15 protein-coding genes are annotated in these 12,085 nt (G+C 48.1%); 9 read left to right on the top strand and 6 right to left on the bottom strand.

Going from position 1 to position 12,085, the window contains the following annotated elements:
- Positions 1–97: 97 nt before the first annotated feature.
- Complete coding sequence (locus QUA07_RS07040; RefSeq protein ID WP_332984474.1) at positions 98–319, bottom strand: helix-turn-helix domain-containing protein; 222 nt, start codon at positions 317–319, stop codon at positions 98–100.
- A 221-nt stretch (positions 320–540) separates the two neighbouring features.
- Between QUA07_RS07040 and QUA07_RS07035 the strand changes: the two genes are divergently transcribed.
- Positions 541–771: a hypothetical protein gene (locus QUA07_RS07035; RefSeq protein ID WP_333323644.1), complete on the top strand. Its 231-nt coding sequence runs from the start codon at positions 541–543 to the stop codon at positions 769–771.
- A gap of 364 nt (positions 772–1,135) precedes the next feature.
- Positions 1,136–1,480, top strand: a complete 345-nt coding sequence (locus QUA07_RS07030; RefSeq protein WP_333240135.1) for a hypothetical protein — start codon at positions 1,136–1,138, stop codon at positions 1,478–1,480.
- Between the two features lie 163 nt (positions 1,481–1,643).
- On the opposite strand, the gene QUA07_RS07025 is transcribed toward QUA07_RS07030, so the two are convergent.
- Positions 1,644–2,201: a single-stranded DNA-binding protein gene (locus tag QUA07_RS07025; RefSeq protein WP_333323642.1), complete on the bottom strand. Its 558-nt coding sequence runs from the start codon at positions 2,199–2,201 to the stop codon at positions 1,644–1,646.
- A 9-nt stretch (positions 2,202–2,210) separates the two neighbouring features.
- On the opposite strand from QUA07_RS07025, the gene QUA07_RS07020 reads away from it, so the two are divergent.
- Positions 2,211–2,366 (top strand): hypothetical protein, encoded by a 156-nt coding sequence (locus tag QUA07_RS07020; protein ID WP_333323640.1) that lies wholly within the window; start codon positions 2,211–2,213, stop codon positions 2,364–2,366.
- A 56-nt stretch (positions 2,367–2,422) separates the two neighbouring features.
- Here the strand turns inward: QUA07_RS07020 and QUA07_RS07015 are convergent, their stop codons facing one another.
- Positions 2,423–4,966 (bottom strand): mannose-1-phosphate guanyltransferase, encoded by a 2,544-nt coding sequence (locus QUA07_RS07015; RefSeq protein ID WP_333323639.1) that lies wholly within the window; start codon positions 4,964–4,966, stop codon positions 2,423–2,425.
- Between the two features lie 567 nt (positions 4,967–5,533).
- Here QUA07_RS07015 and QUA07_RS07010 point away from each other — a divergent pair.
- The gene (locus QUA07_RS07010; RefSeq protein WP_333323637.1) at positions 5,534–5,731 is read left to right on the top strand and encodes a hypothetical protein; all 198 of its coding nucleotides are present in this window, start codon (positions 5,534–5,536) and stop codon (positions 5,729–5,731) included.
- Between the two features lie 7 nt (positions 5,732–5,738).
- Positions 5,739–6,476: a class I SAM-dependent methyltransferase gene (locus QUA07_RS07005; protein WP_333208832.1), complete on the top strand. Its 738-nt coding sequence runs from the start codon at positions 5,739–5,741 to the stop codon at positions 6,474–6,476.
- 247 nt (positions 6,477–6,723) lie between these two features.
- On the opposite strand, the gene QUA07_RS07000 is transcribed toward QUA07_RS07005, so the two are convergent.
- Both QUA07_RS07000 and QUA07_RS06995 read right to left on the bottom strand, forming a co-directional pair.
- Complete coding sequence (locus QUA07_RS07000; protein WP_333274741.1) at positions 6,724–8,391, bottom strand: hypothetical protein; 1,668 nt, start codon at positions 8,389–8,391, stop codon at positions 6,724–6,726.
- 577 nt (positions 8,392–8,968) lie between these two features.
- Complete coding sequence (locus QUA07_RS06995) at positions 8,969–9,448, bottom strand: NUDIX domain-containing protein (RefSeq protein WP_190662957.1); 480 nt, start codon at positions 9,446–9,448, stop codon at positions 8,969–8,971.
- Positions 9,449–9,600: 152 nt separating this feature from the next.
- On the opposite strand from QUA07_RS06995, the gene QUA07_RS06990 reads away from it, so the two are divergent.
- The 4 genes from QUA07_RS06990 to QUA07_RS06975 all read left to right on the top strand — a co-directional run bounded on the left by QUA07_RS06990 (position 9,601) and on the right by QUA07_RS06975 (position 11,435).
- Positions 9,601–10,302 carry an alpha/beta fold hydrolase gene (locus QUA07_RS06990; RefSeq protein ID WP_333323635.1) on the top strand — a complete coding sequence of 234 codons (702 nt, stop codon included), beginning with the start codon at positions 9,601–9,603 and terminating at the stop codon, positions 10,300–10,302.
- 259 nt (positions 10,303–10,561) lie between these two features.
- Entirely contained in the window at positions 10,562–10,768 is a 207-nt protein-coding gene (locus tag QUA07_RS06985) for a hypothetical protein (RefSeq protein ID WP_333323633.1), read from the top strand.
- Between the two features lie 35 nt (positions 10,769–10,803).
- Positions 10,804–11,049 carry a type II toxin-antitoxin system Phd/YefM family antitoxin gene (locus tag QUA07_RS06980; protein ID WP_333305062.1) on the top strand — a complete coding sequence of 82 codons (246 nt, stop codon included), beginning with the start codon at positions 10,804–10,806 and terminating at the stop codon, positions 11,047–11,049.
- The gene (locus QUA07_RS06975) at positions 11,046–11,435 is read left to right on the top strand and encodes a PIN domain-containing protein (RefSeq protein ID WP_333323632.1); all 390 of its coding nucleotides are present in this window, start codon (positions 11,046–11,048) and stop codon (positions 11,433–11,435) included. Before QUA07_RS06980 ends, QUA07_RS06975 begins: the two co-directional genes overlap by 4 nt.
- A gap of 415 nt (positions 11,436–11,850) precedes the next feature.
- On the opposite strand, the gene QUA07_RS06970 is transcribed toward QUA07_RS06975, so the two are convergent.
- On the bottom strand, positions 11,851–12,084 hold the full coding sequence (locus tag QUA07_RS06970) for an HNH endonuclease signature motif containing protein (RefSeq protein WP_333323630.1): 234 nt from the start codon (positions 12,082–12,084) through the stop codon (positions 11,851–11,853).
- Position 12,085 lies beyond the last annotated feature (1 nt).

The raw sequence follows: 12,085 nt of genomic DNA, 5'->3' as shown, positions 1-12,085 counted from the left end.
ATGCTTTCATTAGGTTTGATTACACAATGATATTTCATTATTATTGATTGTACCTCATAACAGCGGGAACCGCTGTAATAATGATCGCAGTCGGTTTTTAAGTGCGATCGGAATTTTCCTCCTCATACACCATTAAATCTCCCGGTTGGCAGTTTAGTGCTTTGCACAAAGCATCAAGAGTTGTTTCATCAATTCTTGTCAGCCGGCGGCGGGTTTTGATTTTAGAAACAGATGTTGGGTGCATCCCAACTCTAGCCGCCAATTCTTTATTGCTGATATTGCGATCGGCCATTACAACTGCCAATTTCCAACGGATCACTGCGGGTGCTCAACTACTAGCCAGGACTTTGCAAGGTGATGTTAGCATCCTGCAACCTTCACTGACACGTGTGTTGCCGTATCGGCAATATTTTTTGTCGTATCGCTTGACTGGCAGCAGCGAATGAACTATGCTGAGGATGTACAAACGGAAAAGCGATCGCCCCTTTGCCTCGAAAACTCAAGGGCGATCGCTATCCGACTATTGTTTAGTTAAAACTCATGATATCACAGCCCAAGTCAGTTCCCGAACTCCTTCGCGAAGAAATTCCCGACGCACCCACCGGAAAGCAACCGATCCGATTGTTGATTTGCGGGATTCCCAAAGGAGTAGAAAGCCTCATCAATCTGCTGCACGTTTTGGGTTTTGCAGAAGTTGGTGAATGGAGCCCGCCTTTACCATCCCCGATCGCAGGTGAAGTAATGCGGATTTTGACCCGTTACTGGAAATAATAATTTTTCAGGGCGATCGCCCTTTATTGAGCAAAGTGCGATCGCTCTTAAATTATCAAAAATATCAGGCTTGATTCTCCACCCACTCAATTAAAAACTCCAGACTAAAGATGCTAAATATCGAATCGAATTAGCGCGGCGGTGTTTGCGAGACTTGGGGGTATCAAAGAGATAATTTTAACTGTCTGTACTTACTGACTTAAGAATTGAGAGTAATTGGCGGTATAATGCGCGATCGCGGGCTTCTATAACCTCAGACAGAAGCAAGACCGATGCAGAAATACGTCCTAAGAGTTTTGCGATCGCCCCTAGCGTCAGGTAATATTCTTGTTAATTATTGCGCTTTGCTCAGGAGAAAAAATTTATGGCAGATATGTCCGGTCAAGACCCCTCGGAAATTAAAATGGCGACGGTTGATGAAGAAGAAAAAGGCGCAACGTTTAGCGGTACGGTCATCCTTGCTATCGATGCCGAGGCTGGGGAAGTCGTTTTCTTCAGAGACTTTTTGATTGAAGATTATAAAGGCGAACTTACCGCTTATCTGGCAACAGATGGCAATATAACGAAAAGCATTGATTTAGGCGAACTTAAGCATAAGAGCGGCAGCTTTAAGCTGCCAATTCCGCTGGGCACGGATACATCACCCTACAATACAGTCGTGCTGCGCGACGAAAAAAGCAAGAAAAAAGTTGTGACAATCGAGCTGTAAAATTTGCAATGAGAGCTCGTAGTTGGGCCAAATTCGTTAGTGCAGCCCTCGAAGAGGATCGCCCTTTTTTTCCTGAAGTGCGATCGCTCTTAAATTAAGGTGCGTCACTTTCGATCGAAGGGCGAAGTTTTGCGATCGCTCGTAAAGTGATGCACCCTAATTTTTAAAACGGAATCGGATCGTAATCGGGATTTTCCGGTTCGTTAGACGAACCCGACTGGCGCTCGGACTCAGAATTTGAAGACTGATGCGAGTTCCAATCCGAACTAGACGTGCGGTTAGGGCCGCTTGGAGCGCTGTTAGAACTGCGGTTCCGCGAGCCTAAAGGTACTACATTGCTCGGCACATTAGCCGGAGCGGTGTCGCGAATTTGAGCCGGTTCCGGGGCCGTTCTAGCTGCGGGAGCCGAACTCATTGCATCGGCGCCTACACTGTAAATCCTTTGAGCTGTCAGTTCAGCGCGCTTTTCTTTAATACCATCTCTTTCGATCGTATTCATGCTCAGCCGCCCCTCAATAATCACGCGATCGCCCTCGTGATATTTCTCGTGAATTTCTTGAGCAAAATTGCCCCATCCTATCACTTTCAAATGTTCGGGCGGATCTTCAGGTTTTGGGCCTGGAAACTGCACCAGCATCTCAGCAATTTGAAGTTGATTGTCAGGAGTATAACGGAGTTGCGGTTGTTGAATTATTTCCGCCATCAAAATGCAGCTATTCATCTGTTCTCTGTGCGTAATTGGGAATTGGATGTTGAAGGAAGAAGGAAGAAGGAAGAAGGAAGAAGGAAGAAGGAAGAAGGAAGAAGGAAGAAGAAAGAAATAGCTATCCGTGTACCGATGACTTGCGGGTCTTGCTTTGGGGAATTGCCAATTGCCAATTGGTAATTGGTAATTACTGATTTTTCTGCGCCCGATCGCTATTAGTTGTCACCAATTCCCGATTACACGTTACCAAATTTATCTTGGAGAACCGCCGCCTCGGCTTGAGTGACAAAATCGTGAACGAGGGCACGGTACTCCTTCAACGTTTCAGATACCCAATCTCGATCCTCACTGTTGGCGAAGATATGAACCGTCGGTTCACTAGCATCGGGTAAAACTAATACCCAATTGTCGTCGCTGTAGTTAAAAATCTTCACTCCATCTAATAATTCTAAACGATCGGGCGAATGAGTTTCTACTAAATGTCGCATCAGCGAACCCTTGATAGTCCAAGGACAGCGGACGCTGTAACTGCGGTGGGTGATGCGGGGAAGTTCCGCCTTGATCTGTCCGAGCGATCGCTCCTGAATCGTCATCATTTCTATCACTTTAGCAATGCAGAACATTCCGTCAAATCCGGGATGCAACTGCGGGAAAATAAAACCCATAAGGCCGCTGCCGCCCAAAACCACATTCGGGTTCCTGTTAGCGGCTTCCATCAAAGCAGTTGGGTTCGCCTTCGTGCGGATTACCTTGCTTTGATAGCGTCGGGCGATCGCCTCCACCGCAGAAGACGCGTGCACCGGCACTACTACTGTACCTTTGGGATGAGAAGTCAGCATCAAATTTACCATCAACGCCGTCAGCATTTCCCCACGAATCGCTATCCCAGACTCATCTACCAAAATTAGCTGTTCGCCGTTAGCCGATACCTGCACTCCAAAATTAGCGCTGAGTGCTTTCACCACCCGGCCAAGTTGGTCGAGCAAATATTCCCGTTCCCCGTTGCTTAGAGAAGTCTGCTTGAGACTAGCATTGAGCACCACCGCATCGCAGCCGAACTTGGCGAGCATTTGGGGCAGAATTGCCCCAGAAACCGCGTAAACGTAATCGATTACCACCTTAGAATTGCTGTAGCGTATTGCCTCAACATTCATCTGCCGCTCAAAAATGCGGTTGTACACTTCGAGAGCTTGGTTAAAGTACGTCATCTCTCCAATTTCGGGAATTAGAGCTCGCCGCAAATCCTCCTTAAAATAAGCCCCCTCGATTTTTTTCTCAGCTCCTTTAGTAATATTGATGCCTTTGATATCGAAGAATTCAATTAAAATGTGGTCGGAGCGATCGGGCGAAATGCGAACGTGAATGCCGCCAGCAATCGACAGCGTAGACGAAACCGTGCGCGCGATCGGAATTGCCGTCGATTCCAAATTGATCACATTAATTCCCACCGACATCAAACCAGCAATCAAAGACCTCGAAACCATCCGCGAAATGCTCCGCTGGTCACGAGAAACCGATACCGAAGTCCCCGGTTTCAAAGTCGAGCCATAAGCCGCGCCCAATTTCACTGCAAATTCCGGAGTAACATCCACATTTGCCAGTCCTTGAACGCCACGCTGACCGAACAAATTCCGCTTAGCTTGTTCTCCCCAAATTAAATTTTGATTTAATAGAGCGCCGGATTCAATATTTTTGCTCGGCCAGACGCGCACGCTTGGCCCCACTTGTGCTTCTTCTCCCACAATGGACATTGAACCGACGACAGCACCTTCGAGGACGTGAGCGCGCCTGTCTACGCGGGTGCTCCGGCAAATCACGCAGGCCCTAAGATGAGCGTCTTCACCGACAATTGCTCCGTTCCAGACGATAGGACGCTTGAGGTTGGCGTCGGCCCCGACAGTCACGTTATCTCCGATCACCGTACCAGCATCGATTTTAACTCGGGCTGCAATCCGGCAATTGTTGCCGATCATCGCCGGTACTTCGATGATCGCGCTATCGTCAATAAAAGTATTCTGACCTACCCAAAGTCCAGATCGAACTTCGTTGTAGTAGCTCAAATCCAGTTTGACCTTTCCCCGCAGCGCGTCGTACTGAGATTCCCGGTAAACATCTAGCTGGCCGACATCGCACCAGTAACCCTCAGCGATGTAGCCGTACATAGGCTCATTTTTTTCCAGTAGCAGGGGAAACAAGTCTTTCGAGAAGTCGCACTCCTGATTTACCGGCAGGTAATCCAAGACTTCGGGTTCTAAAATATAAATGCCGGTATTGATAGTATCGGAGAAAATTTCGCTGCTAGAAGGCTTTTCCAGAAAGCGGCTGATGCGGTAATTTTCCTCGGTAATCACGACGCCGAATTCCATCGGGTTGGGAACGCGAGTTAAAATTAACGTGGCTTTGGATTGCTGGCTACGGTGAAATTTGATCGCTGCCGTCAAGTCGAAGTCTGTAATGCTGTCACCGCTGATGACCAGAAAAGTTCGATCGAGCAGTTCAGCAATATTTTTGACGCAACCAGCCGTACCCAGCGGTTGGTCTTCCTCCACAGCGTAAGTCATTTGAACGCCAAACTCTGCCCCGTCAGTAAAATATTCGCGCATGACATCGGGAAGGTAGTGCAGCGTGGCAATAATTTCCGTAATCTGATGCCTTTTTAGCAAATTAATAATGTGTTCTGCGATCGGGCGATTCAGAATCGGCACCATCGGTTTGGGCAAATCGCACGTCAGGGGTCTGAGCCTCGTTCCCGATCCCCCAGCCATCAGCACTGCACGCATAAAATCCTCCTTGCTTAAAAAGCTCTCTACCGCTATTGTCCGCTAGAAAAAGTTTGCCTGCTGTAATTCGTCGGCCACCAGCAATCAGTTCTTACTTAAATATCTTCGAGTAGTGACACGTCTGGTAAATCCCGTTCGGCCAGGCCGTCCCCCAACAGCAACCGATTTCAACCGAATTAGAACTTGCTACATCGCACCAATCCCCCGGTCGAGCTCGGATTTGTAGGGGATGTGATGTTAGGTAATACCAGTTAAAAAAAAGAATGCAACTGTAGGCCCGTACTCGAAACCCTTCTGTCATCAGTCATTCCCAATTCTTTAATTCTTCAATCGTATAAGTCCTCAGAATCCTCGACTTTTGACAGAAGTCCCTTCTTGCTTGCTCGGTGAAAGCTATTTCGGGGGTGTTATTTTTAAGTTTGTGGCCAGCGGGGATTTTAAAGTCTCTTTCTGAAGGTGGAATTACTACAGCTATCGGTGCGCCTTGGCGTCTGATAAATGATAGATTAAGGGTAGCGCTTTGACTAGCTGACCCAAAATCCTATCCATTGCTTAGGGGTTTTTTTAATGAGTACGTTAATTAGCTTGGCATTGCTGATCGCTTACGGTGGCGGCATTTGGAAATTTTGGAATGGTTTCGATCGCACTAACTTCGATCAAAGTTTTGCAAATCGCCTGAAGCTCTCGCTGCTCTGGCCCGCGTTAATTTTTAATAAGCCTTACCGCCAAAACTTTACAAAAGCTCTCAAAGCTTCTAAAAGGTAATTCAAGAATGTCTAAAAAGTCCGATCGCCCAGTAGCGGGTCAGGAGCAGACTTGGTTTGCTAAAGGAAAATCAGATAGCTGGCAAGTTTTACTGTCGCAAGTCGCTTCTCGATTCGATCGCGAATACCGGGGAGAAGCTTTCGCTTTACCCGAAGAAGTCGAAGCAATGCCGATTTTCCTAGAATCAGTCGCAGGAACTCTCCAAGCAAAAACAGTTTCTCCCTTCTGGAAAATTGCCAAACCTCAAAAAAATCAGCGCTGTTTAGACATTGGCTGCGGAGTCAGCTTTCTCATCTACCCTTGGCGGGATTGGGAAGCATATTTTTATGGTCAAGAAATCAGCAGCGCAGCGCGAGACGCCTTAAACGCTCGCGGCCCTCAGCTCAATTCTAAGCTGTTCAAAGGTGTAGAATGGGCCCCCGCTCACCAGTTAAATTACGAGGAGGCTCAGTTCGATTTATGCCTCGCTACAGGCTTTAGCTGTTACTATCCCATAGACTATTGGAGTATTGTCATGGGAGAAGTAAAGCGGGTACTAAAACCGGGCGGTCATTTTGTTTTTGATGTCCTCAACCCCAATGCTCCTTTAGCCGAAGATTGGGCAATTTTGGAAACTTATCGAGCCGGAGAAGTATTTTTAGAGACAATAGAAGATTGGGAAAAAATGATTAAAGCTGCAGGCGCTAAGGTAGTAAAAAAGCAAAGTGGTGACTTATTTCAAATGTATAAAGTTCAATACAATTGAGAGATTAAGGGGAATAGGTAATTAGCTTTGTAGTCAAAAGTTCAATCGTCCCCAGCCTGGTCAGGCGGACGAAAAACAACTTCGTTCTTAGTTGATAAAGTAGGGTGCGTCAGCAAGTAGAAATTCGTTTGAGAAGCTACAAATATTCAAGCTGACGCACCCTACTAACTACTAACTACTATTGTTTATAATTGCTTATAAACTCAACGAAGTTTTACAATACCGATTGCCAATTAGCGATGCCCAATTAATTTTCGGTAGCCGCAGGAGATGGCGCTGCTTCCGGCGATGGTGACGGCGACACTTCGGCAGCAGGAGATGGCGCTGCTTCCGGCGACGGTGACGGCGACACTTCCGGGGCAGGAGATGGTGCAGCTTCCGGCTGCGGAGACTCTTCGGCGGCAGGAGATGGTGCAGCTTCCGGCTGCGGAGACTCTTCGGCGGCAGGAGATGGTGCGGCTTCGGGCTGCGGGGACTCTTCGGCGGGTTGCGGTTGAGGAGAAGGCGACTGTTCCGCGGCTGGTTTCGGTTCAGGCGAGGGCGACGGTTGAGCCCCTGGCTTGGGTGCGGGCGGCGACGGTTGGGCCCCTGGCTGCGGTTTGTTTGAGGGGGCAGGCGGCTTCTCGAACTGCGGTTTCACTTCAGTAGGCGCTGGGGATGGCGGCTGGCCTGTTGGTCTGCTGGGCGCTGTCGGCGCGGGCGCGGGCTGCTGCTGGCCTGGTGGGTTGGGCCTGGTTGGGGTGACAGGAATGCCACTACAAACTTTTTCGTCGTACTTAAACTCGACATCCAGTTGGTAAAGCTTGTGCGTGCTGGCTGCTTCAAATGTTAGAGAAGGGCTAATAATCGCAATTTTAGCCGCATTATCGAGAATACCGTAACCCGTGGGGACGATCGGCTGTGGCTCGGCCTTGAGCAAGCCTTGAGGGCTGACAACTGCTCCAAAAACTGCTCTTCCTTGGAGTTTTTGTGAGCAAGCTGTTACGGGATAAGGCACAGGCACAGGAGTCGGGCCTGTCATTTCCAAGTCAGGATAAGCCTTTTTGAATTTCTCAAACAAAGCAACATAGGTCTCTCCAGCCGCCAGCAGTGTCTCTCTGTCGGTGGGTAAGTTTGAACCCGGTTGACCGGACTGAGTTTCTGCGATGAGAGTCCTTTTATTGGGATCTTTTTGAGTCAATTTTGGTACTCCATCGGGTCCCACATTCCTGCCAATTGGGAATTCCGGGGTAAAGACTGGAGCTCCGTCTGGAAATAGTGGCAGTCCGCCTCTACTGGCTATAATCCTTTTGAGCGCTTCTGCTTCATCTTCCGAGCCGCCGCCGGGAATCTGGGGCGCTTCATTCAGCGATGGTGGTGGCGGGATATTGCGATCGAAATTACCAGGTAAAGGTGGGAAAAGGAAACCGCTAGGAGGTACGGGTGGGACGAAAGTGGGTATTGGCTGGGAGGGGGCTCTGACTATTGGGGATGGAGTTGTGGGAGGTGGCGGGGCTGTTGGGGCCGTGAAGGGCGGGAGAGGGGAAGGAGGGAGAGGGGAAAAGAATCCAGGAGGGGGCATTCCCGGCGGCATGGCGGGCAAGTTGATGGTATCAGGTGCGGGGGGCAAGGGTGGGGCTAACTTGGGCGCTGGTGGAAGGGGAACTGGTGCGATCGTAAATGGCGTAAATCGCGTATTAGACGGTTTCGGTGGTATGGTTTGTGGCAGGCGGCTGACTTCTGCGGGAGTTAGTTCTACTAAGCCGACAGAACCGGGGATATTTTTTGAGGAATTTCCACCATAAAGTATGTTTGAGAGCGTCGGGGCGGTTGCTCCGAGGACTCCGTGCAGGCCCACAGAAGCTAGGGCTGCCCACCAAAAAGGCTGGCGCAGCGGTTCGGAAAGGGTGTTGGCTAGGGAGGAAGAGTCAGTCATGACTATGGGGAATGGGGAATTGGTAATTGAGAATTGATAATTGGGAATTGGAAGTTAATAGTTATTAATTGATATTTTTTTTGAGTGATTTTAAAAGTGGCTGTTGGAGAATTCAAAGGTATAATTTTAGCACGGTCGGTATCGAAATTGCCCGATTGACTTTTATTGAGATTTCGCGACCCTCACATCAAGCACTCAAGCGTAGAAACCCGGTTTTTTGACGGGTTCCACGCTTGTATAGCACTCGCTAATAGGGTGAGGACTTTGTTAATTGCTGAAACCATTGTTTTCTTGCCCAATCCCTTTGGCCGAGTCCTATACGCGGTTTATCAGATATTGTTGAGAATGGTGAGCAGGGTCTCAGACGGGCCGGACTGGGGTGAGCAAAAAACAGACTGTGCCACTGCTCTACCGTCTTTTTTCGGGTTCTGAGGCCTAATTTATTCATTACACACGATCGATCCGTTGGCTCGATCGGCGTTTCCAATTCGGTTACGAACTCAAAAAACTCAAAACTGATCGAGTTGCTGCGCGTTGTACGCGGAGGCTGTGGCGGCAATCTCAAAACCCTCTTGATTCACCAGCGATAGCGGTAATTTTTAAAAGGAGCTCCCTCGATGGTGAGCAAGTCGATGGGATAAATGGGAGCGCCGCTTGCCATATATTGAAACATTTCTCGAACTTCCTCTCCCCGCAACGACAACTGGTCTAATTCCTTGAGAGAATACCAGCCCGCGCACAAAGTATGCTCATCCGGCTTACTCTTGGGCGGCGTCTTATCTTGTGGACGAGCCACAAAAATGACTCGGAGGCGCACATTACCCTTCGGCATCACTGTGTGCTCTACCCGGAGAATTCCCTCAATGATGATGGAAATGCCCGCTTCCTCAAGGGTATTACGCATAGCAGCTTCGAGCAAAGTCTCCCCTTTTTCCACTCGCCCTGCTGGGAGATACCACTGCTGCTCGTACTTGCGCTCTTGTACCAGTAGAAAACGGTCTTCTAAGTGAACGACAACTAGGGTAAAATACCATGTTTGAATCGGCTCGCGAGCCATAGAAGTAGATATTCCCTAAGCAAAAGGTTTAACGAGCGGCAGATGCTAGCAATCCAAAGGATGCTTCGGCAAGCGTCTTTGAACTTGAAAAACAGATCGTAGCACTCCGGCCGCAAAATCTAAAATCTAAAATCTAAAATCTAAAATTGACAATGCCATTACCAACCGTGATTTTACCAGGATATTTTGCTGCTGCTTCCGACTATCGGGAATTAGAAAAGTCTTTGGTCGATCGAGGTTTCCCAACAGTAACAGTGCCTCTGGGCAAGGGAGATTGGTTGCCGACTTTTGGTGGGCGGTCGATGGTGCCAATTTTGCGACAGCTCGATCGGACAGTCAAACAAATGTTACAGCAATACGGCGTTCCCCAGATCAATCTCGTCGGTCATTCGGCCGGCGGCTGGATTTCTCGCATCTATTTGGGCGAAAAGCCTTATACGATTCACGGCGACGTGCTTGAGGACGCAGGTTTGTGGGAAGCTCACCCTTATGTGAATACTTTAATCACTTTAGGCACGCCGCACGTCTCTCAAGAGCGCTGGACGCGCAAAAATCTAGATTTTGTCAAAATTCACTATCCGGGGGCTTTTCACCCGCAGGTGCGCTACGTGTGCGCTGCTGGGAAGGCTGTTTTTGGCAAGCGCGGTTTTGGGACTTGGCTGGCTTATAAGAGTTACGAGTTAACTGTGGGGAAGGGCGAAACTTGGGGAGATGGAATTACGCCGGTGGAAGCTGCTGTTTTGGATGGGGCCGAAAATCTGGTGTTGGATGGGGTTTGGCATTCGCCTCGTTCTCCGGGGAAGTGGTACGGTTCGCCGGAGGTTTTGCCGACTTGGATTGGGTATTTGTGTTAGAAATGAACCGCGAAGACGCGTTAGCGAAGCGGCGCGTAAGCGCTAGGACGCGAAGGAAGAAGCAGAAGGTTTAAGGGGCGGATTTAGTTATAATTTGATAGTAGGAGCGAGTTTAGTGCGGCAAAACTCGCCCCCCGATGCTATGTTTGCTTACATTTTTCTCGCTAACTCAATAGAGTGAAAAAATATTTTATGTGGCATCATCGGTAACATTCAGAAGTCACGGCGAACCACACAATCAAATTAGAGGTTGGCTGGGGTGGAATTGGGCGACAATGCGACTGTGTGCTTGGACGCAGATAACGAATTTCAGCCGGATGCTTTGTTGAGAATTGATGCCGGAGGTCGATCGCAAATTAGGGATGATGATTATGTGCGATCGCACTCTGTAGAATCATCGCAGTGTTTGGTATTTGCTGTGAGGGGCGATCGATCTTTTTTCACTCAAGCATCGCTTTCCGTCTAATCCTCGCATTATCATAGTAGAAATAGAATAAGATTGTGAAAGGTGAACAGATGGCACAAATTACCACGACTGAATTACCTCAAACCCTCCAGACTCTACTTATAGAGGTCGAACGTACCAAAACCCCCCTCACCATCATCCATGAAGGAAAACCATTAGTGATTATCTATCCTGCCACTACCCAAACCCCACGCCCTGTGTTTGGCACAATGAAAGGAAGCGGTGAAATATTAGGAGATTTAATTGCTCCTGTCGCCGAACTGTGGGAAGTTTTAGAATGAAACTTTTACTGGATACCCACATTTGGCTTTGGTATTTACTCGGCGATCGACGCCTATCGCTCCAACTTCAAAGGGCGATCGCCGATCCTAATACTGAACTTTGGCTCAGTCCAATTAGCATTTGGGAGACGCTCATTCTTGCAGAAAAAGGAAGGATATCTTTACAGCCAGATCCGGTTACATGGGTTAACTTAGCTTTAAAAACTCTGGAAACTCGTGAAGCCCAAATGAATCACGCCATTGCCGTTTTAAGTCGCGAGATTGCACTACCCCATCAAGACCCCGGAGACCGATTTATTGCGGCCACAGCTATTTATTATGGGTTAATATTAGCTACAGTTGATGCCAACCTTACAGGCACTTCGGCGCTACAAACACTCAGTTAGGCAATATTCTATATTTCTGTGGGCGAGATCCCTTTTTTTGCTGGGGCGATTCCCTATTGGATAGCTACGCTTCACGCCTGGAGTGCAACCATAGCCCTTTGAAATGGTGAAAATGGATCAGATTGTGAGTGGAAAAAGAGGTTGGGTAACACGAGTGTCAACGGAATAGGCAAGATGGGCGATCGCCATTTTTTTTGTAAGGCGAGGGCTATTTATTTTGATAAAGCGATTCCCTACGGAATAGCGACACGACTCTGACTCTAAGCCTCATGTTTCCGATAAAAAAGATGCTTGGTATATTAAGTATACCACCTAAAAAATAAATCAATAAAAATAAAAACCTCAGTAACCAAAACTGAGGTTTTTAAAATATTAAACTTATGGAGAAAAACTTTAGGCAAGCTTTACTCTGTATTTAAAATCGCCAAATATCTACTTGTATTTTTGCATGGTGGTAAGCCTTGTGACACTCTGGGCAAAGTGTCATCATATTCTTCAAATCCGCCGGACCACCATCACTGTAAGCAATAACATGGTGTCCATCGGCGATTTTGGAGACTTTAGCGCAAATTTCACATTCGTTACCATCCCTCACCTTGACTTCTCTCTGCGCCTTCAGGTGTTCAGGAGGTCGTCTTTGACTTGCCATG

The organism is Microcoleus sp. T3_A4, assembly GCF_036700465.1.
In the GTDB taxonomy this organism is placed as follows: Bacteria; Cyanobacteriota; Cyanobacteriia; order Cyanobacteriales; family Microcoleaceae; genus Microcoleus.
This window is presented reverse-complemented; position numbering and strand designations above follow the sequence as displayed.